The sequence below is a fragment of the Akkermansia sp. UBA7090 genome (assembly GCF_002493465.1).
Lineage (GTDB): Bacteria > Verrucomicrobiota > Verrucomicrobiia > Verrucomicrobiales > Akkermansiaceae > Akkermansia > Akkermansia muciniphila_A.
In genome coordinates this window covers 24827-50495 of record NZ_DKYW01000011.1, presented here as the reverse complement: position 1 = coordinate 50495, position 25669 = coordinate 24827, and the positions used below count along the sequence as shown (strand labels likewise).

General features: G+C 56.9%; 18 protein-coding genes and 1 tRNA gene. 15 read left to right on the top strand and 4 right to left on the bottom strand.

The genetic code is table 11. The annotated features are described in order from the left end of the window. Positions 1-50 precede the first annotated feature (50 nt). On the top strand, positions 51-3404 hold the full coding sequence (gene secA, locus B3075_RS05035) for a preprotein translocase subunit SecA (RefSeq protein ID WP_290492032.1): 3354 nt from the start codon (positions 51-53) through the stop codon (positions 3402-3404). A gap of 76 nt (positions 3405-3480) precedes the next feature. Beyond that, positions 3481-4581, top strand: a complete 1101-nt coding sequence (locus B3075_RS05030) for a GNAT family N-acetyltransferase (protein ID WP_022198055.1) — start codon at positions 3481-3483, stop codon at positions 4579-4581. Positions 4582-4837: 256 nt separating this feature from the next. On the opposite strand, the gene B3075_RS05025 is transcribed toward B3075_RS05030, so the two are convergent. Next, positions 4838-4912: transfer RNA gene (locus B3075_RS05025), tRNA-Met, on the bottom strand. Positions 4913-5124: 212 nt separating this feature from the next. Beyond that, complete coding sequence (locus tag B3075_RS05020; RefSeq protein WP_290488371.1) at positions 5125-5685, bottom strand: NUDIX hydrolase; 561 nt, start codon at positions 5683-5685, stop codon at positions 5125-5127. A gap of 530 nt (positions 5686-6215) precedes the next feature. Here B3075_RS05020 and dnaA point away from each other — a divergent pair. The 7 genes from dnaA to B3075_RS04985 all read left to right on the top strand — a co-directional run bounded on the left by dnaA (position 6216) and on the right by B3075_RS04985 (position 15019). Next, a complete protein-coding gene (gene dnaA, locus B3075_RS05015) occupies positions 6216-7622 on the top strand; it encodes a chromosomal replication initiator protein DnaA (protein WP_290488370.1) in 1407 nt (468 codons plus the stop codon). A 160-nt stretch (positions 7623-7782) separates the two neighbouring features. Next, entirely contained in the window at positions 7783-8718 is a 936-nt protein-coding gene (locus B3075_RS05010; protein WP_288927366.1) for an ABC transporter ATP-binding protein, read from the top strand. Positions 8719-8772: 54 nt separating this feature from the next. Beyond that, complete coding sequence (locus B3075_RS05005) at positions 8773-9555, top strand: ABC transporter permease subunit (RefSeq protein WP_022198051.1); 783 nt, start codon at positions 8773-8775, stop codon at positions 9553-9555. A 34-nt stretch (positions 9556-9589) separates the two neighbouring features. Next, positions 9590-11161, top strand: a complete 1572-nt coding sequence (locus B3075_RS05000; RefSeq protein ID WP_290488369.1) for a DUF7088 domain-containing protein — start codon at positions 9590-9592, stop codon at positions 11159-11161. Positions 11162-11189: 28 nt separating this feature from the next. Then, positions 11190-13244 (top strand): DUF4340 domain-containing protein, encoded by a 2055-nt coding sequence (locus tag B3075_RS04995; protein WP_290488368.1) that lies wholly within the window; start codon positions 11190-11192, stop codon positions 13242-13244. Between the two features lie 13 nt (positions 13245-13257). Further along, positions 13258-14037 carry a Nif3-like dinuclear metal center hexameric protein gene (locus tag B3075_RS04990; RefSeq protein ID WP_290488367.1) on the top strand — a complete coding sequence of 260 codons (780 nt, stop codon included), beginning with the start codon at positions 13258-13260 and terminating at the stop codon, positions 14035-14037. A 16-nt stretch (positions 14038-14053) separates the two neighbouring features. After that, complete coding sequence (locus B3075_RS04985) at positions 14054-15019, top strand: RluA family pseudouridine synthase (protein ID WP_094136079.1); 966 nt, start codon at positions 14054-14056, stop codon at positions 15017-15019. A 50-nt stretch (positions 15020-15069) separates the two neighbouring features. On the opposite strand, the gene B3075_RS04980 is transcribed toward B3075_RS04985, so the two are convergent. After that, entirely contained in the window at positions 15070-15945 is an 876-nt protein-coding gene (locus B3075_RS04980; RefSeq protein ID WP_290488366.1) for a PEP-CTERM sorting domain-containing protein, read from the bottom strand. Positions 15946-16237: 292 nt separating this feature from the next. On the opposite strand from B3075_RS04980, the gene pheA reads away from it, so the two are divergent. The 4 genes from pheA (at position 16238) to pgsA (ending at position 22252) form a co-directional block, all read left to right on the top strand. Beyond that, positions 16238-17395 (top strand): prephenate dehydratase, encoded by a 1158-nt coding sequence (pheA, locus tag B3075_RS04975; protein ID WP_094135991.1) that lies wholly within the window; start codon positions 16238-16240, stop codon positions 17393-17395. 44 nt (positions 17396-17439) lie between these two features. After that, entirely contained in the window at positions 17440-19056 is a 1617-nt protein-coding gene (locus B3075_RS04970) for an alpha-L-fucosidase (protein ID WP_290488365.1), read from the top strand. Between the two features lie 24 nt (positions 19057-19080). After that, positions 19081-21465 carry an NAD-dependent DNA ligase LigA gene (ligA, locus tag B3075_RS04965; RefSeq protein ID WP_290488364.1) on the top strand — a complete coding sequence of 795 codons (2385 nt, stop codon included), beginning with the start codon at positions 19081-19083 and terminating at the stop codon, positions 21463-21465. Between the two features lie 178 nt (positions 21466-21643). Next, positions 21644-22252: a CDP-diacylglycerol--glycerol-3-phosphate 3-phosphatidyltransferase gene (pgsA, locus tag B3075_RS04960; protein ID WP_290488363.1), complete on the top strand. Its 609-nt coding sequence runs from the start codon at positions 21644-21646 to the stop codon at positions 22250-22252. Positions 22253-22479: 227 nt separating this feature from the next. Here pgsA and B3075_RS04955 read toward each other — a convergent pair whose 3' ends face one another. Then, positions 22480-23721: a hypothetical protein gene (locus B3075_RS04955; protein WP_290488362.1), complete on the bottom strand. Its 1242-nt coding sequence runs from the start codon at positions 23719-23721 to the stop codon at positions 22480-22482. Between the two features lie 340 nt (positions 23722-24061). Here B3075_RS04955 and B3075_RS04950 point away from each other — a divergent pair, with 340 nt between their 5' ends. Together B3075_RS04950 and B3075_RS04945 are read left to right on the top strand one after the other, a co-directional pair. Beyond that, positions 24062-24250, top strand: a complete 189-nt coding sequence (locus B3075_RS04950; RefSeq protein WP_102738173.1) for a hypothetical protein — start codon at positions 24062-24064, stop codon at positions 24248-24250. Positions 24251-24300: 50 nt separating this feature from the next. Then, positions 24301-25590 (top strand): DEAD/DEAH box helicase, encoded by a 1290-nt coding sequence (locus B3075_RS04945; protein ID WP_290488361.1) that lies wholly within the window; start codon positions 24301-24303, stop codon positions 25588-25590. Positions 25591-25669 lie beyond the last annotated feature (79 nt).

Genomic DNA, 25669 nt, shown 5'->3' with positions numbered 1-25669 from the left:
CTTAGACCGCTGAAAGCGACTCTACCTCGTCAATTTTCAACAAGACAAAGATGATTAAGTGGATTCTAACCAAGATTGTCGGCACTAAAAACCAGCGTGAAGTGCGCCGTCTGCGCCCCATTGTGGAACAAATCGTTTCCATTGAAGAATCATGGAACGGCAAGGGACAGGAATTCCTGCTTGAGAAAACGAAGGAATGGCAGGGGTACCTCCATCGCTTCCTCCCCATGGATCTGCCCCCCGTGCGCATTGTGGAAGCCGCGCCCAGGGAAGAGCTGGAGGAAATAGCCGCCAAACTGAACGCCCGTTTTGAATCCCTGAAAGAAGAATTCGCTTCCCTCCCCACGGTGGAAGCCACCCCCGCCTCCATTGAAGAAGGGAAAGCCGCCTGGAACAACATCACGCCCCAGTTTGACAAGCTGCGCGAACGTTATCTGAACCAGATACTGCCGGAGGCCTTCGCCGCCGTCAAACACGGCGCCCGCCTGCTCTGCGGGGAAGAACGCGATATCTGCGGACAAAAACAGGTTTGGGACATGGTCCACTTTGACGTGCAGCTGCTGGGCGGCATTGCCCTGCACCGCGGCTACATTGCGGAAATGGCCACGGGGGAAGGGAAAACGCTTGTCGCCACCCTCCCCGTTTACCTGAACGCCCTGACCGGCATGGGCGTGCATGTGGTGACCGTGAACGATTACCTGGCGCGCCGCGACTCCGAATGGATGGGCATGCTCTTCCAGTTCCTAGGGCTGACTGTCGGCTGCATCCAGAGTATGATGCCCTCCCAGCTCCGCCGGGAACAATACGCCTGCGACATCACTTACGGCACCAACGCCGAATTCGGCTTTGACTACCTGCGCGACAACGGCATGGCAACCTCCAAGTCCGAACAGGTGCAGCGCGGGCACTACTTCTCCATTGTGGACGAAGTGGACTCCATCCTTATTGACGAGGCCCGCACCCCCCTCATCATTTCCGGCCCCGCGGTCGTCACCCGGGAACAGCAGTATGATACCCTGCGCCCCGCCATTGAACGCGTGGTAAAGGCCCAGACGGACCTTTGCAACGAACTGATGGCCCAGGCCCTGAAAGCCCAGGAGGAAGGCCGCACGGAAGAAGTGGGCCGCTGCCTGTTCAAGGTAAAAATGGGCCAGCCCCGCCACCGCGCCTTCCTGCGCGCCATGCAGGATCCCGAACTGCGCCGCATCGTGGAAAAATATGAACTGACTCTTTACCAGGATACCCGCAAGAAGGAACTCTACAAGCTGAAGGAGGAAATGTTCTTCACCGTGGATGAAAAAACCCACGACGCCGACCTGATGGAAAAAGGCAGGGAGGTCATCTCCCCCGGCCATCCGGAAGATTTCGTGTTGCCGGATCTGGGAACCGCCTTCGCGGAAATGGACGAAGACCCGCGCCTGACGGAAAAAGACAAACTGCGCCGCAAAAATGAACTGACCAAACAGCTTGACGAAACGGGAGCGCGCCTGCACACCACCTCCCAGCTGCTGAAGGCCTACTGCATTTACGAAAAAGACGTGGAATACGTCGTCAAGGAAGGCAAGGTCATCATCATCGACCAGAATACGGGCCGCGAAATGCCGGGACGCCGCTGGAGCGACGGTCTGCACCAGGCGGTGGAAGCCAAGGAAGGCGTGGAAGTGGAGCGTGAAAACCAGACGTACGCGACCATCACCATCCAGAACTACTTCCGCCTGTACAAAAAACTGGCGGGCATGACCGGCACGGCGGAAACGGAAGCCGCGGAATTCCATGATATTTACAAGCTGGACGTTCTTCCCATCCCGACCAACCGCCCCTGCATCCGCAAGGACCAGAATGACCTCATCTTCAAATCCCGCCGTGAAAAATTCAATGCGGTGGTCAACAAAATCCAGGAACTTCACGACAAAGGCCAGCCCATCCTGATAGGCACGGCCAGCGTGGACGCCTCCGAAACGCTCTCCCGCATGCTCAAGAGGGCCAAAATCCCCCATGAAGTGCTGAACGCCAAAAACCACCAGCGCGAAGCGGAAATCGTAGCGCAGGCCGGCAAGCGCGGAGCCGTCACCGTCTCCACCAACATGGCGGGCCGCGGCACGGACATCAAGCTGGGCGAAGGCGTCGCCGACCTCGGCGGCCTCTTCGTCCTGGGTACGGAACGCCATGAATCCCGCCGCATTGACCGCCAGCTGCGCGGCCGCTGTTCCCGCCAGGGGGACCCCGGCGCCTCACAGTTCTTCATCTCCTTTGAAGACGACCTGATGCGCAACTTCGGCGCGGCGGAACGCATGACCAAGATGATGGAACGCCTGGGCGTGGCCGACGGCGAAGCCCTGGAACACAGTTTCCTGAACAAATCCGTGGAATCCGCCCAGAAACGGGTGGAACAGCGCAACTACATGTGGCGCAAGCACGTGCTGGACTATGACGACGTGATGAACAAGCAGCGCGAAATCGTTTACGGATACCGAAATGAAGTGCTCTCCACGGAAAACCCGCGTGAAATGATTTACGATATTCTGGAAGAAGTAATCGCTACGCGCGCTCATGAATTCCTGGATCCGGATGCGGAAGGCGTCACCCACCCGGACGAATTGCTCGCCTGGATGAACGCATCCTTCCCGCTGGGACTCACGGCGGAGGCCGCCAAACTGGAAGAACGGCCCATAGACGACACCATCGCCTTCCTCACTGACAAGGTCAAGGCCACTTACGAAGACAAGGCCTCCCGCGAACGCCCGGAATACCTGGACCACATGGAACGCCAGATCATCCTGGGGGCCATTGACAAAATGTGGCAGGAACACCTGTACAACATGGACTCCCTGCGGGAAGGCGTGCGCCTCCGCGCCCAGGGGCAGAAAGACCCCCTGGTGGAATACAAATCGGAAGCCTACGATCTCTTCATCACCCTGATGGAAAGCATCAAGGGAGAAGCCATCAGCAACCTCTTCAAGAGCACCACCAACCTGGACGCCTTTGAGGACTTCCTGGCCAGCCTGCCCCAGTTCGAATCTTCCGACGAAAACCAGGAAGGCGGAACCAGCCTGCCTGAAATCGGTTTTGACGGCATGCCTTCGGACCTGCTCTCCGCCCTGAGGGAACAAGTCTCCCGGGCACGTGAACAACAAGCCGCCCAGCAGGCGGAACCGGAACAGGCCCCGGCCGTCATTTCCGACGCCACTACCATTGGGGAAGGTTACAAACCCGCCGTGGCGGAACCCAAACTGGTCATGCCCAAGCGCAAGGTCAGCGTCGTCCTCCGCAGGGAGGAAGCCCCCCAGGCGCCGGCGGCAACACCCTCCTCCGGAGACGGGGAAGAAACTGCCGTTACTCTGGACTCCCAGGACTTCGCGGAAACCATGGACAACCGGGATTCCGCGGATACCCGCACATTCTAAAAACGCCACGCATCATTTACAGGCCGGGGAGAAGCGGATATTCCCGTTCCCCCCGGCCCCAAGCTTCCGGTCCGCCTTGGCTACGCTCCCGCTCAACAAATCCGCCAATGTCCGTTCCGTGCTGGAGTATGTTCCGTACTTCAGGGATAAAATCTTTGCCGTGCATGTGGAACGCCCCCTGGTGGATTCCAGGGAATTGGTGGACGCTTTGCTGGATCTGGACGTACTGCAGGAAATAGGCGTCAGGCCCGTTCTGATTGTGGAAGGGGCGGATGCCTCCGCGCTGTACGAACACACGCGCGTCTGTGAAATGCGCTCCGCCCTGGTGGAAGCGCCGTTGAAAGGCGGCCAGCTTGTCCGGGAAAGAGTCCGGGAAATCCTGGGGCGCCACCAGATTCCCGTGGTGGCTTCCGGCCGTTCCGGCTCTTTTGACCCGGAATCCGTCCATATGGCCTTCAGCCTGGGGGCCTCCAAATACATCGCCCTGCTCAATGACCACAAGGTTCCGTCTCTGGACGGCCGCCCCATTGCCGCCATTCTGGAATCGGAAGTAGCGGGGCTGGCAGGAAACGTGACCCACCGCGAACTGCTTGACCAGGCGGCGGAAGCCTGCCGGGCGGGAATCCCCCGCGTGCATCTGCTGGACGGAAAAATGCGCGGCGTGCTGGTGGAGGAACTCTTCTCTGAAGAAGGCGTAGGCACCATGGTCCACACGGACTCCTACCGGGAAATACGCCCGCTGAAGGAAGAAGACATTCCGGAGCTCCTCTCCATGATCGCCCGTTCCGTGGTGGACTCCAAACTGGTCAACCGGAATTACGAAGACATCGCCGCCAGGATGGACAGTTACTACGTACTGACCCTGGACGACAGCATCGTGGGCTGCGTTGCCGTTTATCCCTACCCGGAACACCACAGTGCGGAACTGGGCTGCCTGTATATCAAGCACCGCCATGAAGGCCGCGGCTACGGCCGCGCATTATGTGAATTCGCCAAAAGGAAAGCGGAGGAAATGGGCATGGACTTCATCTTCGCCCTCTCCCAAAGCGCCGTCCATTACTTCCGGGACCGCATGCATTACGCGGAATTTTCCCGCGACAGCCTGCCTCCGGAACGTCTGCGCACCCTGGAACTCAGCGGTCGCAAATCCGGGGTTTTTGGCCTCAGATTGAAATAAGAAACCGGCCGCATGCCGCGCGCGCCTTTTTTGAACCTGTTTTCTCTGGAAGGAAAGCAGGCGGTGACAAGCCCATGCTCTTTTTTATTATTCAACTGCAAGACGGGAAAGAAATTTTAGAAAATATCCCTAACTCGCATTCATTACAGAATTGCAACAACTCTTGATATTCCAGAACCAGCGGCCAGGATGGAAATCCTGCACATCTCACCAAATAGCAAGCCCCTTAAATCCAATGATTTAAGGGGCTTTAAAATGGTAGCAGGGAGGTGATTTGAACACCCGACCAAAGGCTTATGAGTCCTCTGCTCTACCACTGAGCTACCCTGCCGTTAAGTGGTTGATGCCGTAAGGCGGGGAAATATTTAGCCCGGATTGGAAAGAATGTCCAGATTTTTTTATGGATCAGGAGCATTTTATCACGGCAACCCGCTTTTCCCTTCAGGTAAATTATTACTGATGAATCATTTTTTCCACTCATCCGTTTCACACGGCCTGCGTCCCAGGCCGTTTCCCGCATACGGGCATTTACGGCGCGGGGCATTATGATGCCTCCAGCCCCATGCCACTGACAGAGCGGGACAGGAAATAGAGGCCCATAAAGATTTTCGGGTCCACCACTTTTCCCTGTTCCATCTGCTCCATCAGCCAGCCATGCACCAGAGGAAGCGGAATGCGGTGCACCGTAATATTTTCATGAGCCACACCTCCTCCTTCCGATATTCGATGCAGGCCTTCCGCCAGATAGAAAGATACCATTTCCGTAGTCAATCCTGGAGAGGAAGGCCCCGCAAGAAGATACGTCCAGGAATCCGCACGGTATCCGGTTTCCTCTTCCAATTCACGCCGGGCGGATTGCAGCGTGCCTTCCTCCCCTTCATCCCCGGAAATCCCCGCGGGCAGTCCGACTGTCCGGGCATGCAGGGGAACGCGGTATTCTTCCACCAGCAGCAGTTCTCCTTCTTTCGTCACGGCCACAATCATGACGGCTCCAGTGGCATTAACCCGGCGCACGTATTCCCACCTTCCTTCTTTCAGGAGTTCCAGAAATTTCCCCCGGCAAAGAGACAGGCATGCTTCCTCTGGCTGTTCCATTTGTTCCATGATGCAACCCACGTTAGGTTCCCGGCCGGCCGTTGTCAACCATGCGGACCGCCTCCCTTCCGCATCTTCCCGGGCAATTCCGCTCCGGTTCCTGTAAGTGGTTGATTTCCGGCGGCGTAATCATGCCCTTTTCGTCACCCGGCCCAGTAACAACATAATAACATATTGATAATAAGCAATTCACAACGTCATGCAGAAAATATACTCAGGAGTACTAAATTATCGGAGGAAGCAAGAACAAAATATTTTTTCATGTGGAACCCCCGTGGAACGTAGAGCCGCGGAACGATGACTCGCGCTGTTTCAAAAAGATATTTTTTCCTCAGACGCAAATCAGTAATTTGGCGCTCCCGTCAACCGGGGTGTCGGACTGAAAGCGGATGAGTTCGCCTTCTCCACCCCGACGAACGCCACGAGCTGTCACGGCTGCGGAGGAACCTGATACGGTTCCATCCGCAGCGCGGCCTCGTAGCGGGACGGAACGCCTTACGGCTATTTCTAACCAGCAACATCTTTTATTTCCAATAACAATGACGCCGCCATCAGAACTGTCTGCCACCTGGTCCAGAATCACGGGAGCCCTGCAAACAATCATGTCCCCGGAGGTGTATGGATTGTGGTTTCCCAAGTTTTCCCTGCTGGAGGATTCAGGGAAGGCTTTGACGCTGATGTGCGACGATCCTATGGCCGCCCTCTGGGTAGAAAACAGCTATACGCCGGAGCTGAAGCAGGCCGCCATGCTGGCTCTGGGCACGGAACGCCAGATCAAGTTCGTCTGCACGGATGAAGTGGCTTCCATGCCCGCTGCAGAAGGCCAGCCGCAAAAGGCCTCCTCCCGGGCCAAAACGCCGCAGGCGGCGGATTCCCCGGCCGCACCGGTCAAAAAACAGCGCACCCCGGCAGCCAGGGCATGCCTGAATGATTTATATACGTTTGATTCGTTCGTGGTTTATGAGGACAGCCGCTTCGCGTATCAGGCCGGGCTGTCCGCCGCCCAGTCGGAACGGCCCCTGTTCAATCCGCTTTTCCTGTACGGAAAATCCGGCGTAGGTAAAACCCATCTGCTCCAGGCCATCGGCCATGAAGTGCTCCATCAGGATTCATCCACCAATGTGGTGTACGTCACGGGCGAACAGTTCGCCAATGAATTTATTGACGCTTCCCGAACCCAAAACGGACAAAGCTTCACCAAACTGCGCCGCAAATACCGCAAGGCTGACGTCCTGCTGGTGGACGATGTGCAATTTATCTCCGGCAAGGAAAAAACGGTGGAAGAATTCCTGCATACGTTTGACGAACTGTTCCATGCCCACAAAACCATCGTGATTTGCGCGGATGCCGCCGCATGCGACATTTCCAATCTGGACCCCCGGCTGGCGGCGCGCCTGGAATCCGGCCTTACGGTAGAATTGAACCTTCCGGACGACAACGCACGGCTGGAAATCCTGCGCAGCAAGCGCGACCGGGCCGGCATGAACGTCTCCGACGAAATTCTGGAGTTTCTGGCCAGCCGCATCCAGAAGAGCGTGCGCCGTCTAGAAGGCGCGCTGCTCCGTGTGGCCACCTTTACTTCCCTGTCCGGAGACATGCCTGATATCGCCAAAATCGAGCAGCTTCTACGCGACATCCTGCGGGAAGAAACAAGCCGCATCCTGACCGTGGATTCCATCCAGAAGCGCGTGGCGGATTTTTACGAACTCAAGGTGAGCGATCTGACCGGCAAGCGCCGCCCCAACAGCATCGCCTTTCCGCGCCAGATCGCCATGTACTTGAGCCGCCGCCTGACGGAACGCTCCCTGAAAGATATCGGCCAGGCATTCGGCGGCCGGGACCACGGCACCGTCATTCATGCGAACAAGCTGGTAGCCTCCCGTATGGAAGAGGATGTGCGCGTGAGGGACATCGTCCAGAGGCTGGAAGAAGAGCTGAGGGATTGATTTCCCTTCTCTTCGTTCCCTGCCGGCCAGGCGGGAAAAGCTCCGCCCCCGTTTAGCCCCCATGGCTTTTCAAACGGAAGAAGCGCTTCCGCGGCGCGGGGGAGAATAAGCTTGAGGCGAAAGCGGTTTGGATTAGAATCACCCTGTTCCCATTGATTCCATGATCCACGCCGACCAGCTTTCCAAAGAGTTTGGCCGCTTTCAAGCGGTAAAGAATGCCTCCTTCCAGATTGAAAAGGGGGAAATCGTAGGGTTCCTGGGGCCGAACGGCGCAGGCAAAACCACGACTTTGCGCATGCTGACCGGCTATCTGCCCCCCACTTCCGGCACAGCCACGATTGCGGGGTTCGACATTGTGAAAAATCCCCTGGAGGCTCGCAAACATCTGGGTTATCTGCCGGAACACGTGCCTCTTTACGACGATCAGCGCGTCACGGAATACCTGAAATTCCGCGCCAGGCTTAAAGGCATTTCTTCCAAGCAGATCTGGCCTGCCGTCTCCAAGGTTGTAGAACAATGCGGCCTGGATCCCGTGCGCCGCAAGATGATCCGCACCCTTTCCAAAGGCTACCGCCAGCGCGTAGGCCTGGCGGACGCCCTGCTGGGGGAACCGGACCTGCTGATCCTTGACGAGCCCACCAACGGTCTTGACCCCAACCAGATACGCCAGATACGCGAGCTGATCAAAGGCCTGGCGGCCAACCACACCATTATTCTTTCCACCCACATTCTCAGTGAGGTGGAAATGATTTGCAACAAGGTCATTATCATTGACCAGGGGACTATCAAGGCGGCGGATACCCCCACCAACCTGACGGCCAACCTCCGGGCAGCCGGCAAGATTACGCTGGAATTCCGGGGAGACCTGGCGCTGATTACACGGAAACTGGAAAATCTGGAACATGTGAAGAAGGTCATCCATGAAGGAACGGACGCCGACGGCTGGCATACGCTGACCGTACGCGCGGAGGCCGGAACGGATACCCGTGAAAAGGCCGCGCGCCTCCTTGCGGAACAGGGATGCCCCCTGCGCCATATTTACCGCCACACCCCCACGCTGGAAGAAGTGTTCGTGGAAATGACCCGCAAAGATTAACCCCCATTTTTCCATCCCCGCCCATCCACCACCTCCCATTTCCCTTTTCTCCCCATGTCTCCAGTACTTACCATTTTCAGAAAAGAACTCAGAAGCTACGTAATGACTCCGTACGGATGGGTTATCCTGGCTTTCGTCATGGCCCTTCAGAGCGTCTCCCTGTCCGGCACGCTGAAGGCTTTTCAACTGGCCCCACAGAAGGAAGGCATCCTGTTCTTCATCCTGCATTCCCCCATGTTCTGGTTTTACTTCCTGTTCATCTTCCCGCTGCTCACCATGCGCTCCCTGGCGGAGGAAGAAAAGACGGGAACGCTGGAATCCCTGCTTACCACGCCCATCAAGACATGGCAGGTGGTCCTGGGAAAATACTTCTCCGCGTACGCCTTTTACATCATCCTGTGGCTGCCCATGCTTCTCTACCCCACCCTGGCGGACTGGTCCAACCTGATTGTGCAGTGGATTTACGGATATGACGCGGGCATGGTTCTTCCCTACCGCCTTGCGGACTGGGCCGGGGCATACGCCATACTGCTGCTGATCGGCGCCTGGTTCACGGCCATTGGCATTTTCGCCTCCTCCATGACGGGCAGCCAGATTATTTCCGGCATCATCACCATCGGCCTGCTGGTTCTGATTTTCTTCATGGGGCTGATTCCCGTGGTGTGGGGGGAATTCCCCGCAGCGGGGATTTTCCACTACATGTCCTGCTCGGAACATCTGGACCGCTTTTCCGCCGGGCTGGTTGACACGCGCCCCGTCGTATTTTACCTGACCATGACAGTCCTGACGCTGGCCGTCACCATCCGCATCATTGACCACCGCCGCTGGAAACACTGATTCATCCCGCCTTCACCCCTTTTCATTTTTATCTATGAGCGAAACACCAGACACCCCCACCGCGGCCGCGGAAGCCTCCCAGCCCGCCGCCCGCAAGGTCAAACGCCCCTGGATGACCTGGATCAAGCTTTTCCTGCTGTTCCTTATCGTCGTATGCCTGAATTACGTGGGCTGCCACGAGTATTACCGCCGGGACCTGACGGAAGACCAGCGTTATGAAATATCCCGCCAGAGCATCAACATGCTCCAGTCTCCGGAAATCCAGAAGCGCAAAACACCCGTCAAAATCACGTTCGCTTTCCTGCGCACCACGCAAAACTACACCCGCATGCGTTCTCTGCTTGAGGAGTACGAACGTTATTCCAACGGCAAAGTGAAGGTGGAGTACGTGGATCCCCTCCGCCAGCCGAACAAGGCACGTGAAATCTCCAATATCTACGGAATTGAATTCAAGAAGAACCTGGTCATCATTGATGCCCGGGAAGATACGGAAAAAGCGCTCAAAACGTTTGAAGGCACCCAGGCAGACGCCGCCCACGTGCGCATCCTGCCTGGAGACGCCTTCGTAGTGTACGCCCCCGGGCCGGACGGCAAAAGCATGAAGGCGGTGGCCCTCCAGATTGAGGATATGATGACTGCCGGCATTTACGGGGCGGCCAACGGCGAACCGCGTAAAATCTATATCGCGGCGGACAAGAGCAACTTCAACGAGGCCCTGAGCAACAACCAGGAGGAAAGCATCTTCACGACGCTGGGCAAAATCTGCCGTTCCGTCAACCTGCAGCTTGTGCCCATCCGCATGAGCGGTCTGGAAGAGATTCCGGAAGATGCCGCGGGATTTATGATCATCGGTTCCAAATATGATCTGTCCCCGCAGGAGGCGGAAGTGCTCCAGCGGTACTGGGCGCGCCCGAACGCCGCCATCCTGATCATGCTGGAACCCCGGAATGACATCCCCAGACAGCTCTACCGCTTTCTCCGCGAACAGGGGCTGCGGCCCCAGAATGACCGCGTGATGCTCCGCAACAGGGGCAACCGTTCCGTTTTTGAAATTAACTCCATTTTCGCCCCCTCCCTGAATTGCACCCGTGAATTCTGGAATTCCAGCACCGGACTGGAAGGGGAGAGCATCTCCCTTATCCTGGATTCCGACAACGCGGCCATGGAACAGAAGCGCATTACGCCGTATCCCCTTCTGGTAACCACGGAGGATTATTATGGAGAAACCAAATACAACCAGTTCCCAGCCAAATTCGACGCGAGGGAAGACAATCCGGGGCCTCTGATGATCGGCGCGGCCCTCATCCGGGGGAATGCCGGGGACGTGAACCAGAACAAGACTACCGGGCGCCTGGTTCTGCTTGGCAATACGGACCTGCTTCAGCCCCGGCAAATCAAACCGGAACAAAGGGATTTCATGCGTACGATGATCGGCTGGATGACGGACCGTGAAGAATTGCGCGGCCTCGGCTCCCGCCATGACCTGACCGTCAAGCTGAATCTGGACCGCAATGCCCTGGGCGTTTTGGAACTCCTGACGAATATCGGCCTCCCCCTGCTGGCGCTGCTGATCGCCCTGATTATCTGGAACACGCGCCGTCATTAACCCCATCCACGCCCATTACCGGAAGCACATGCGCACATTCCGCTTTATCCTTCTCATCCTCATCGCCCTCGCTTCTGTCGGCGCGGCGGTGCTCCTCACCATTGACGGCAACCTGTCCCGCATCATCGGGCGCACCGCTTTCAGTTCCGGAGAACGGCTTTTCCCGTACACCCGGGAAGAAATGAACGAGGTTTCCTGGATGCGCATCAATTGCGTGGGGGATGTCGCGGAATTCCGCCGCAAACCCAACGGCGTCTGGTGGTGCGAAAAGCCCTGGAACGACCGTATGGATCCTCGCGCGGCGGCGGCCATTCTCCAGTACACGTACTCCACCAGCATCGTGGACGCATTGCCCCTGCACAAGATTGATTCCGCCTCCCTGAAGGAATTCGGCGTGAAGACCACTCCCGTTACCATCACTCTCAAGGAAATGAGCGACGACGGAAAGCGTTCCTCCACCGTGGCGCGCTATACGCTGGGTTCCCCGGCGCCCTGGCTGGTGGACGATCCGGAAAACAAGACCACGGATGACACCACCTATATGCAGACGGATTTCTACGGACGGGACACCCGCATTCTGGTGGGCACCGGGAACATCCTCCCTCTGTTCAAGTCCGGCATCCGCCAGCTTCGGGACCACCGCCCCCTGCTCCTGCATCCGGCCATGCCCGCCTCCATTGAGATCAATAACCGGGGCCAGCGCATCGCCCTGGAGCGCAAGACTCCCGGCTCCCCCTGGAAAATCACGCATCCCCTTTCCCTGGATACGGACCCGGCCATGATGGAGGTGCTTCTGGGCACGCTTCAGAAGCTGACCGCCGTGCGCGTGTACAACCCGGAGGAAACAAGCGTACCGGACATGACGGATGATCAAATCACCTCCGTCTCCATCAGGAATTTCACAGGCAGCCTTTCGGGGGACGGCAAATCCCTGCAAATGGAGGAACAGCCCGTCACGCTTAGGATTTACCCTCCCTCCGACAACGGCAGCCTGTCCGAACTGGTCAAGGCCACCGTTTCCGACCGCAAGGCCGTCTTTGAACTGGCGCAAACGACGGAAACCAACAAGGAAATCCCCGGCGTACGCAATATTCCGCTGGATCTGGATCTTTTGCGTTCCAAGCAATTGACGGACATCGGGGATTACAAAATTACCGGCCTTTCCATCCGCAAGAGCTTTCAGGATTATCCCACCATTGCCCGCTTCATTCAGGGAGATGAGAAAAAAGGCATCAAACCCACCTGGCTGTACACGGCAGAGGGCGCCCGTTACCAGGAAGCTAATCCGGATCATCTCATTTCCCTGCTGAAAACCGTTAAACAGGGAAAAGTGGCCGGCTTCGCCTCGGACAAGGCTACGGATCTTTCAGTGTACGGGCTGGATAACCCCAGAATGACGCTCACCATGTCCCTTCTGCCCAAGCCCGGTGAAGAACCCCGCCCCCCCGTGACGGTGTTTTTCTCCAAGGGAGCGGACGGTTCCTGGTATGCCCGACAGGCCGGGAAACCCACCGTCGCCATACTGGACAACGCCTACATGAGGGATTTGCTGGCAGATGCCCTGGCCTGGAAAAAAAAGAGGCTTCTTTCCTTCAGCAGGTTTGACCTCAGAGAAATGCACCTGGACCGCATCGGTTCCGGCGGCCCCCTGATTCTAAAATTCGACCGTCTGGACGATTCATGGACGGCTTCCAGGAACGGGAAGGATGAAACCCTGAATATTAACCCGAACCGCGCCAACCGCTATCTGGACGAACTGGAAAAAATGGAGGTGAGCGCCTGGCTCCCCTATACGGACGTCATGGCGCATGAAGCCCTGAAAAATCCCGTTTTCCGCCTGAAACTCGTCCTCCAGTCTTACAAGGATGCGGGCCCCGTGCCAACCAAATCCGGCGCCGGCGATATTACCTTTGCCCCGGAACCGGAAACGGAAGACAAAGTCATCACGCTGGAAATCGCCCCGGCGGGAGAAGCCGGATACAGCAGGTTTTATTACGGCAGAGTCAATACAACCCCGAATTATTTTATCCTGAACATGGACGCCGTACGTCTGCTCGGCGCCAGCCTTTCGGAAGACAACTAACCATTCCTCCCGCATGAGCAAGATTGAGCTGCACACCGCCATTTCCTTTCTGGATGGAATCCTTTCCGTGGATTCCATTCCGGACGCCTCCCGCGCCCTGAACGGCCTTCAATTGGAAAACGGAGGCACTGTTTCCAAAGTGGCCGCCGCCGTGGACGGCTCAGAAAAGGCCATTCATGCGGCCCTGGAAACAGGGGCGGACCTGCTCATCCTTCACCACGGCATTTTCTGGCAGCCCATGCAGCCCATTACCGGCATCGCCTACCGGAAGCTGAAAGCCGCTATAGACGGGAACCTGGCGATTTACGCCGCCCACCTCCCTCTGGACGTCCACCCCGCATACGGCAACAATGCCCTGCTGGCGAAGGCCTGCGGCCTCCGTTCATGTTCTCATGAAGGACTGAACTATCACGGCGTTTCCCTCGGTACGCACGGAGAATTTTCAGGCACATGCGCGGAATTGGCGCAAAAGCTGGAAACCGTCCTCGGCGCGCCCGTGCAGGCCTTCTGGCAGGATTCCCCGGAGGCTCCTGCCGGAAATGTCTTCATCTGCACCGGAGGCGCGGGGGACGATCTTGCCCAGGCCGCAGCCCTCGGCTGCGGCACCTACGTAACCGGGGAAGGTTCCCACTGGAACATCCCCCTGGCCCAGGAACTGGGCGTCAATCTGGTCTTCGGCGGCCACTACTTTACGGAGACGTTCGGCGTAAAGGCCTTGGGGCTTCTTCTCAAGGATGTTTACGGGCTGGACTACACTTTTATTGACCTGCCGCCTTCCTCCTACAGCCATTGACCAAACGCCGCGGAACATGAATCTGACTACGGACGACGCCGACGGAAAAATCCGCCTGGACCAATACCTTGCCGCCCACCTTCCGGAACTTTCCCGCTCCAGAATCCAGAACCTGATCAAAAGCGGGGACGTATTGGTCAACGGTTCTCCCGCCAAGCCTAAAAACCCCGTTTCCCGCGGTGACTCCATCACCGTCCGCATTCCGGAGCCGGAACCGGCGGAAGCCCTTCCCCAGGATATCCCCCTGGACATCCTGTATGAAGATGAAGACGTGATCGTCATCAACAAGGAAAGCGGCATGGTCGTGCATCCCGCGGCCGGCAACCCGGACGGCACCATCGTAAACGCCCTGCTCCACCACTGCGGGGATCTCTCCGGCATCGGCGGAGTGGAACGCCCCGGCATCGTCCACCGCCTGGACAAGGACACCTCCGGCTGCCTAGTCATCGCAAAAAATGACGGCGCCCACCAGTCCCTGACGGCGCAGTTCGCGGCCCGCAGCACGGAAAAGCGTTATCTGGCCGTCGTCCAGGGCATTCCTTCCCAAAGTTCCGGCACGGTCTTCACCCATATTGGCCGCCATCCCGTGAACCGCCTGAAAATGGCGGTAGTCAATCCCGGTTCCGGGAAGGCCGCCATTACGGACTACGATTTGCTCTGCGCGGACCCGGCCACGGACTCCTCCCTGGTTCTGTGCACGCTGCACACGGGAAGAACCCACCAGATACGCGTGCACATGCTCCATCTGGGCCATCCGCTCATCGGGGACCCCATTTACGCCAAGCCCGCCCGGCAGAAGGCCAAACCCGGCCGGCTCATGCTCCACGCGTGGCGGCTGGGCTTCGACCACCCGCGCACGGGAAAGCGCATGGAGTTTGAAGCTCCCGTCCCGCCGGAATATACGCCGTGGCTCCAACTCTTCCCCAACGGGCTTTACGGGACCATTCCGGAGCCCCGGAAAAGACATGACGGGCAAGGCTGACACGTCGCGCCCTTTTCCGTGCGCCGCACACAGTTCTCCCCTCAGGAATATCAGAGGCGCAACCGGCGCTTCCTGCGCAGGAATAAAAGACTGCCGCCTGCAAGAAGGAGAGAAAAAGAAGCCGGCTCCGGAACTGCTTCAATCAGATTCAGGCCATAGGCGGAATCAATGTAATAGTCGAGCGTTGAATGGTACCCGTCCATATGAAGATAACCATTTTTTTCAGTCAGGGAGCAGGAACGCAACGCGGTCGTATCATCATCGGAGTCAGTAAAATAGATTTTGGTAAGTAGCCCTGTTCCGTCATCCCTGTCGACTCCCCAAAGTGTGATCGCGTGCCCCATGGCATCATTCGCAGAAATGCCAAGACTTACCCCATAGCAGGAATTCAGGGAAGAAACGATAAAATCGGAGCAATAAGCGGAAAACGTGTCGTACCCGGACGGGAGGCTGCTGGACGTTTCCGTCGTCATATCGTTCCAATAATAGATATTTTGTTGATACAGCTTCGGGTTATAATACCCCCCTCCCCATGTTGATGGATCCAGCGTATGCGGCATGGAATACCCATACTCATCAAGCCCGAAATCATAAGGCAAATAGCTTCCCTCATACCACCATTCCCAAGCATACTGGGCGGCGCCGCCCAAATCCTGAAAGGAATTGACATAGGTTCGGAAAATATTCTCCCCGGTCGGAGTCCCGTTATTCGCGCAGGAGGCATAGGAGCTATTCTCTTGCCACCAATTGATGAGGTTGGAAGCGGAAGCGGCCCAGCACAAGTAGGTATCTCCATTCCACGATTTGTTGAAATCGCTCCATCCGGATTCCTGCGTTACACCGTAGGTCCAGACAGAGCCGGAAAAAGCCGGAGAAGAAGAGAGCAAAACGCCGACACAAAAAGCATAGAGGGAATGATATCTCATGTTTTATTTCGTACTTTTTTTTATTCCAAAAACAAGTTTTTAATGGGAAGGACACAAAAAAACTTTCTCTTCGCTCGGCAACTCTATTTTCGTCTCATCCTTCCCTGCCCGGTTGAATTCCATCAGAACGAAGATTCTCTTCATCTTCTTTTTCCCGTGAGCGGAAAATTCCCGTTTTCCCCATTGCTCCGGGCCGCACCGTTTCCGGGCAGCAGCAGGAGCTTTAATCTTGATTTGCCCCACCGGAACCGCTACCTTGACACGGCTTTAACCACACAGCTTTCACAGAGACATGGAGACCACGCACCACGGGGAGGACGCCTCTCCGGACAATCCCCCCAGGCAGCAAAAAAGCGGAAACACGGATGAACAGACCATCGCCCTGACAAAGGCGCGCCTGGCTATTGACGAGGTGGACGCCCGGATTGTAGAGCTGTTAAAAAAACGCGCCGAATGGGTGCATGAAGTCGGCCGCATTAAAAAGGAAAAAAATTCCCCCATCTTCGTTCCCGAACGGGAAACGGCCATGCTCAACAAACTGAACCGCCTGAATGCGGGCGTGCTGCCGGAAGCCTCCCTCCAGGCTATTTACCGTGAAATCATCTCCTGCTCCTTCTTCCTGGAAGGCGGCTTGACCATTGCTTACCTGGGCCCCAAAGGGACCTGGAGCCATCAGGCGGCTCTCAAGCAGTTCGGAAAAAGCTGCGAACTCATTCCGTGCCAGAGCTTCAAGGACGTGTTTGACATGGTGGACCGGGGAAAGGCCCAGTACGGCGTAGTTCCCGTGGAAAATTCCTCGGAAGGTTCCGTCACCGCCGTGATGGATCTTTTCGTCACCTCACCCCTCAAAATCTGCGCCCAGATCAATCTGAACATCCGCAACAGCCTGATGGCGGATATTCCGCGGGAACACATCCGCATCCTGTATTCCCACCCCCAGGTCCTCGGCCAGACGAGAAACTGGATCCAGCGGCACTTCCCGAACGCGGAACTCGTGGAAACATCCTCCACTACGAAAGCCAGCATTCTTGCCAAGGAGAACGCCGCCATGGGCGCAGCGTCCCTAGGCTGCCCTCTGGCCGCGGAATTGTTCGGCCTGAACATTCTGGAAGAAGACGTTCAGGACCAGTCCTGCAACACCACCCGTTTTGCCGTCATCGGACGCCAGGAAACGCAGCCCAGCGGCAGGGACCGCACCTCCCTGCTCATCCGCATCCAGCACAAGCCCGGCACCCTGGCGGAAGTGGTCAACTGCTTCCAGCGGCACAACAATAACCTGATACGCATTGAATCCCGCCCGTCCAAAGTCATCAACTGGGAATACGTCTTCTACATAGACGCCGCCGGCCACATTCAGGAATCCCCCCTCCGGGAAACCCTTCCGGAGCTGGAACAGCACTGTTCCATGCTGAAAATTCTGGGCAGCTACGCGGATACGGACGTCATTTAAGCCGGTTCAGCTTTCCCCCCAGCCTCACACCATCCTGAACAACCATGAACATAGCCACGATTGCCGCCCTGGCCGTCACTCTGGGGCTTCCCGCCCCAGCCCAGCAGTCCGTCACTAAAATCATTACGGAAAACGGGCAGCCCTCTCTGGCCCTGGACGAACAGTTCGCGGCCCGGCTGCGCGGCGGCGGAACAAAGCAGAACTCCCCGGCCACCGTTCCCTCGGAATTTTCGGCAGCCGCGCCCGGACTCCCCCTCCCCGCGGACGCCAATCATGCCGCAGTCAGAGAAACGGCGGAGGAACGTAACCGGCGCATGGAATGGTGGAGGGACGCCAAATTCGGCATGTTCATCCACTACGGCCTGTATTCCGGACTGGCCGGGGAATGGAAAGGCAGGCCCGGAGGTTCCGAATGGATTCAAAAAAACGTGGAAGTGGATACGGACACCTACGCCGCGGAAGCCCTGCCCCTGTTCAAGCCCAGGGAAGGACTGACGGAAGAATGGGCCCAGCTCGCCCGGGATGCGGGGTGCCAATATATAGTGCTCACCAGCAAGCACCATGAAGGCTTCGGCCTGTTTGACAGCGCCTTGACGGATTACGACGCCAAAAGCGCCGTGAACAGGGACATCATCCGCGAATATGTGGACTCCTGCCGCAGACGCGGCCTGAAAGTGGGCCTCTACCACTCCGTCATTGACTGGCACCACCCGTCTTATGACAACACCATCTGCCCGGACCTCTGCTACCCTGCAGGGCAGGCGGCCATGCTTAACAGGAAAAACATTCCCCGCGACCATGCCGCCTACCAGAAATACCTGCACGCCCAGGTCCGGGAGCTGATGACCCGTTACGCGCCCATCGACATCATGTGGTGGGACTACTCCCAGGGGGCCATGGAGGGGGCCAAAGGCTGGAAAGCGCCGGAACTGATGGACATGGTGCGCTCCATTAATCCCGGCGTCATCATGAACAACCGCCTGTACGCCTATTCCGGCCTGAACAAGGACCAGGCCGGAACGCTGGACCTGCGCTGCGGGGACTATATTACCCCGGAACGCTTCATCCCCCGGCGCGGATATCCCGGCGTGGACTGGGAATCCTGCATGACGGTGAGCGACAAATGGGGCTACAACCGTTACGACACCAACATCAAGTCCCCGGAAACCATCATTGAAAAACTGGTGGAATGCGTTACCAAGGGAGGCAATCTTCTGCTGAACGTCAATCCCATGGCAGACGGCACCATTCCGGAAAAAGTGGCCGCCACCATGCGCGGCGTAGGCCGGTGGCTCAACATCAACGGTGAAGCCGTGTACGGCACACGGGCATTCATTCAACTGGACCAGCCGGCCTCCATCAATCGGCAGGGGGATATCTTCGTCTTCCTGATTCCGCCGCCGGACAAGGGAGCGGCCCAGCCGCCCAGCGAAGGAACCATGAAAGAACTGACGGCGGGCGCGGAACACGCCCGCATGCAGCCGCTGGACGCCACCGGTTATGAAGATGATGAGGGAACGGCCATCACCCTGCCCGCCGGCTATTCCAAAGCATTGCTTTTGGGGGACAACACCGTCCTTCCCGTCGTCAACGGAACGGTTCTGTTCAAGGCTCATGAACATTCCAAAACACCCTGTTCCGTCATCAAACTGAGCAAATAGCCATTGTTCCCACTCATTTTTCCTATGGAGGAAGACCTTTTTTCCCTGGCAGCCGGCAAACAGCCTTCACAGCAGGCAACGAATGAAACGGCATCCCGGGCTGGGGAGGCGCGGGAAAACGCCGGCGCCGGCCACCCCGGAAACGCGGAGGAAACCGCTCCCCGCCGCATAGACTACCTGCGTGCCGAACTGCGCCGCCACAACCGTCTGTATTACGAACAGGCGGAACCGGAGATTTCCGACGCGGAATATGACGCCCTGTTCCTGGAGCTGGAAAAACTGGAAGAAGCCCACCCCGAACTGGCGGATCCGGACTCCCCCACGCGCCGCGTAGGCGGCGCCCCCCTCCAGGGCTTCAACCAGATCAGGCATGCGGTGCCCATGTTGTCCATTGACGACATTTTTGAGCAGCGGGACGCCCCCGTGCCGGATGAAGAACTGGAGGAATTCTACCATAAGCTGGCCAGGGCGCTGCAAACGGAGAAAGTTCCCGTCTCCGTGGAACCCAAGATTGACGGAGTGGCCCTTTCCATCATGTACCGCGGCGGGAAGCTGGCTTACGCGGCCACGCGCGGAGACGGAGACGTTGGGGACGACGTAACGGCCAACGTACGCACCATCCGCAGCGTTCCCCTCACCCTCCCCCCCGGCGCGCCGCCCGTGCTGGAAGTGCGCGGGGAAGTCTTCATGCCCAATGAAGCCTTCGCCAAACTTAACGAAGAACGGGACGCCGACGGGCTCCCCGCCTTCGCCAACCCGCGCAACGCCACCGCCGGAACCCTCAAGCAGCTGGACCCCCGGCAGGTGGCCGCCCGTCCGCTGGCTTTCCTGGCCCATGGACTGGGCGCGTATGAAGGCCCGGAACTCAGGGACGCAAAAGACTTCTGGGACATGCTCCGCCATTGCGGCATCCCCTGCAATGAACCGGTGTATTACACGGACAGCCTGGAATCCACCCGCCAGGCCGTGCGGGATATTGACAGCCTCCGCCATACGCTCCCCTACGGTACGGACGGGGCCGTTATTAAAATCAGCACCATGGCTACGCGGGAAGCGCTGGGCGCTACGGCGCGCGCCCCCCGCTGGGCGGCGGCGTATAAATTCCCCCCGGAACAGAAGGAAACCACCCTGCTGAATATTATCGTGCAGGTAGGACGCACCGGGGTGCTGACGCCCGTGGCGGAATTGCGGCCTGTGCTGCTGTCCGGTTCCACGGTGGCGCGGGCCACCCTGCATAACCAGGATGAAATCGACCGGAAGGACGTCCGCATCGGAGATACGGTGCTGGTGGAAAAGGCGGGGGAAATCATCCCCGCCGTTCTGAAAGTGAACCTCTCCAAACGCCCGGAGGACGCCAGGCCCTACAGCATTCTGGAAGCCACGCAGGGGCTGTGCCCCGCCTGCGGCAACCCCATCATGAAGGAAGAAGGGAAAGTAGCCTGGCGCTGCACCAACTTCACCTGCCCCGCGCAGGCCGTGACGGGCATCACCCACTTCTGTTCCCGTTCCGCTCTGGATGTGGAAAGCATCGGCTCTTCCGTGGCGGAAGCGCTGAGAAGCTCCGGCCTGGCATCCTCTGCGCTGGACCTTTTCTCCCTGACTACGGACCAGCTCGCCAACCTGAACCTGGGCACGCCGGAGGAACCGCGCCGCTATGGGGAAAAAAATGCCCGGAAAGCGCTGGACGCCCTGCAAAACGCGCGCGGGCTTCCGCTGGAACGCTGGCTCATCGCCTTCGGCATTCCCCTGGTGGGGGAAGTTGTCGCCAAGGCGCTGGCGGACACGCATCCCGACCTGAAGCATGTGGCGGATTCTCCCTACCTCCGGGACATCGTCCGCCTGGATGAACTGGTGGAACAGGCCGCCAAAACCAACCCCAACACCCGCGACAACAAAAAGGCGGTGAAGGAAGGCGCGCTTTCCGCAGAAGCGGTACAGGAACGCCACCAGGAACTGATGGAGGAAATCGACCGCCTGACCGCGCCCTATCTGGCAACGGGCTACCTGCGTAAAAACACGGCCAAATTCAGCTATGGCTCCGAAATAGGCGTGGCGGCGGCCAAATCCCTCCTAAGCTTTTTCGCCTCCGCAGCAGGGAATCACACCATGAACGTCCTGAACGGATTGGGCATCAATCCCCAGTCCCAGTCCTACCGGGCCAACCTTCTGGAAATCCCGGCGGGATCCCTGTCCGGAAAAACCTTCGTCATTACGGGAACGCTCAGCCATCCGCGGGACTACTTTGAACAGCTTATCGCCTCCCACGGAGGAAAAGCTACCGGGGCCATCTCCAAATCCACCTCCTTCCTCCTGGCAGGCAACGGAGGAGGATCCAAGCGGGACAAAGCCCTCAAGCTGGGCGTGCCCGTCATTTCCGAGGAAGACTTCTACAAAATGATTGGAAATTAATTGCCGCAAAACAGCGGGAACGGGAAGCAAAAACTGAAGCGCACGCATCATGCGTCCGGCTGCCTGTATCTTCACATTCCCTTCACTTTTTTCCGTGCGCCGTTTTCCGGGAATTTCATTCCTGAATCCAGCAAAAAAGCTTGCTACAGGCTGCCATCTGCCCCCTAATAAACCGCGTATGCTGAACCTGCCCAATGCCATTACCCTGACGCGTATTGCCCTGGTAGTCGTCTTTACGGCAGCAGTCAGCGTCGCGGACCAGTATTCCTGGGGATACCTGGCCGCCCTGGTCACGTTCATTCTGGCTGCCTGCACGGACTGGCTGGACGGCTACCTGGCCCGCCGCCTGAATCAGGTCACCACCTTCGGCAAACTGATTGACCCCCTGGCGGATAAAATAGCCGTCTCCGCCGCCTTCATTTACCTGACGGGGGAAGGACTCTGCCCCGCCTGGATTACCATTCTCATCATCAGCCGGGAATTCCTGGTCACCGGACTGCGCCAGATCGCGCAGGATCATGGCGTCATCATCCCTGCGGGGACGTCCGGCAAATGGAAAACCGCCTTCCAGCTGGCCTTCTGCATCGCCTGCCTGCTGGCCCTGACATGGACGCATACGCCGGAATACCTGCCCTCCATCGCGGACCGGCTGGCCGCGCTCTGCCTGTGGCACGGTTCCGGCGCATCCAACTTGCTGTACCAGGTTACGCTGTGGGGGTCCGTCCTCCTGACCGTTTATTCCGGAGCGGTTTACTGCGCGGGCGCCCGCAAATTCCTGCAACGCTGAACGTTGTCTTTTCCCCATCCGTCAGGAGGGTAAACAGCATTTTTCATTTTCCGGAACATTCCGTATTCCAGGCGCATGATTTCATTCCGCCAGGTTTCTGGATGAAAGAACGCACACGCTGAACCTTCTTCCATTGCTCTTCGTGCGCATGCAGAAAAGTCCCGCCCCCTTGAAGCCATCCATCCTTTGTTCCGGGAGAGGAGCGCCTGTACAGCTCTCAAGCCTCTTTACCTGTCCCTGATATGACGTTCCTCAAAAATATTGAGGGGATCATCGTGCTTGGCAGTTGGTTTGCCTCCGATACTGCCTGATTTTTGTTTACCGGCCTTTTCCCATAATCTTTCCAGGGAAACAGGAGTTCCGTTCAAATCATACCGGCCAAGAGCAAACTGTTTACTGTCCCTGTCAAAATAATAATTGTAACAATCCTTTCTTGGATAACAAAAAGACTTTTTGTTCGGGGCGGAAGCAAAAAACTGTAATGATCCCTCTTCAGAATTATAAACCGAAATCTTTCCTTCTTGATCAACGCAAAGAAACAACGAATAAAAGATACCCTTTCGAGCATCATAACTGTGCCATCGGCTCCAAGAGTCACCCCTTCCAACTTCTCCCCTTATCCCTCCAAAAAGAAGCTCCCCATCCTCACCCCGCTTAACAAAAGTCTGTACAATATATAAATAATCTTTGCTGTCTTCCCTGTACCACGCAACATATTTTGAATCATTCTTTCCCTTTCTATCGACACAAACTCCAAAAACAACCTTTTTTTCATCATTATCAGAATACAATGTATCTTGTTGTTCAATATTTACATACCTCTCATCCAATTTGTAGAACGATTCCTGCATGACACTCTTCCATTGAGGTTCATTGGAATATAATGGGGTTGGCAGATACTCCCCGGTAAAAAGGTTTGTACGCATGGAAATAGACTTCCTCTTTTGCAACATTTTCTTTAAATATTTCATATTGAAAGAATTATCTTCTTTCACAAAATCCACCGGATATTTGTAATGATACGAATTTGCCTGTTCAAAAAGAGCATCAATAACATTTTGATAATATTTTATCCCTGCCTCAGAAGTAAGGCGTTTTTGTTTCGCTTCAGCAAGAAATCTGACAAATGGATGCTCCTTGCCATTCCTGCCGGAATCCGGAAAACCGGCTTCCCCGCCCCGGTTTTCCTCCCGCGTCAGATTATTCAATAACCGCTGATCAGCTTCTGAAAGTTTTTCCAGTAAAATAGTTTTGACCTTTCCTCCATTCACGACCAGCTGAATTTTATTACCCACCCTTCCCTCATACGTTGCTTTTAACTGATGCCCCGTCACCGCTGTCCAAATCCGGGGCTTGCTTAAATCCGCCCTTTCTTCCGATTGGAAATCCGCAAAGAGAGGACTGCCGCAACATATGGTCAATACGGAAAAAATGACCATTCCATTCTTTATTTTTGTTTTCAGGGGCATAACTCATTTAACATGGTTTATCCAATGAATAAGTATACGGATAAGGAATCCGCTGATTGGAATATGTTGTCTCTAACATGGCGGCCTGCATCCCTGATGCAGATGAACCCTGAATTGGAACAGGAACAGGACCTCTTGGACGTTTCCCCTAAATTGTTCACCAAAAAATGAATCAGGCCATTCATACGCAGAATTTAGGGTTGACGGCGGATTCCTTACCCGCTTCATCCAATAATCCGTTTATATTCAGTTCCTATAAAAAATTCATGACGAAAACTGTTTCCAAAGCGGAGGGGAAAAGGAGCTTCCAGGAACCAGCCGCGTACCGGAATATGGAGCCATGACAGAGCAGGCGTTTTTATTTTTCTTGACAGATGCTCTTCGTCGTGTTCTGATGAAGCCGTTCCCGCCGAATGGTGTTTGGTTGTTGATTGTTGATAGTCATTTGCGGTTGGCGGAATACGGGCGTCCCCGTCTTGACCTTTTCAGTATCGCTTCTGCGGGCTTTTTTGTTCCGTTATTGCCGTGATTCCGTCAGTTCATTGCAGCCGGGGCGCATTCACAGACACACCCACAGACATGGTATCGACTACATTCAGGGAGCTTGGCTTGTCGGCTCCCATTCTCCACCAACTGGAGAACCTGGAGTACAAGACCCCCACTCCCATCCAGGCCGCCAGCATCCCGCTGCTGCTGCGGAACAAGGACCTGCTGGGGCTGGCGCAAACCGGAACCGGCAAAACGGCCGCGTTCGCCCTGCCCCTTATTCAACATCTTTCAGAACGTCCCGGAAAACCGCCGGGCCGCCGGGTGAGGGCGCTTATTCTGAGTCCCACCCGGGAACTGGCCGCGCAAATTCATGAAAACATCCTCGCCTACGCCCGAGGGCTGCACCTGTCCACCGCCGTCATTTTCGGAGGCGTGGGGTATGCTCCCCAGTTCAAAAAGCTGGCGGACGGTCTGGATATTCTCGTAGCTACGCCCGGCAGACTGATTGACCATCTGGAACGCCGGACTGTCAGTCTGGACAGCGTGGAAACCCTGATTCTGGATGAGGCGGACCATATGCTGGATATGGGATTCGCTCCGGCCCTGAAAAAAATCGTCTCCAGAATCCCGGAAAAACGCCACACGCAAATGTTTTCCGCCACAATGCCGGAAAATATCCGGAAACTGGCCCAGACTCTGCTTCAGGAACCAGAAACGGTGAGGGTCTCCCCTCCCTCCTCCACGGCGGACAAGGTGGAACAGTTCCTTTGCATGGTCGGCTCCCAGGCGGAAAAAAGGCCCCTTACCCTGAAACTGCTGAAACAGCAGGAGTTGCCTGGCCGCACGCTTATCTTTACCCGGACCAGGCACGGAGCCGACCGCCTGGCCTCCTTCCTGTCCGGAAAGGATTATCCGGCTTCCGCCATTCACGGGGATAAAAGCCAGGGCACGCGCGAACGCATGCTCCGTGAATTCCGCTCCGGGGAAACGCCCGTCCTCGTCGCCACGGACATCGCCGCCCGCGGCATTGACGTGAAAGACGTGCAGCTCGTCATTAACTATGACCTGCCGGAAGAACCGGAGGTCTATGTGCACCGCATCGGCCGCACGGCGCGCGCCGGAGCCGCCGGGCAAGCCATCGCCCTCTGTTCCCCGGAAGAAATCAGAAAAGCCAGGGATGTGCACAAGCTGCTGGGACGCCTCATTCCCGTGCACGCTTCCAGCGCTTCCGTTCCTGATGAATTGCGTACGGTTCCGGGCGCGTGCAGGAAAAGGAGCAACTCTATGCAGGAAAAACGTTCCTCATTCCGCAGGGGGCCGCGGAAAGGATACGGAAGACGCAACTCCGCCGGAATGCACGGCAGCCGTTCGGAGGCATGATTTTAATCATTCAAAAAAACTTTTGAACGGAATCGGAGCCTGCCCGGTCTCACTTGCTGCAAACGGTTCGCCGGACCGT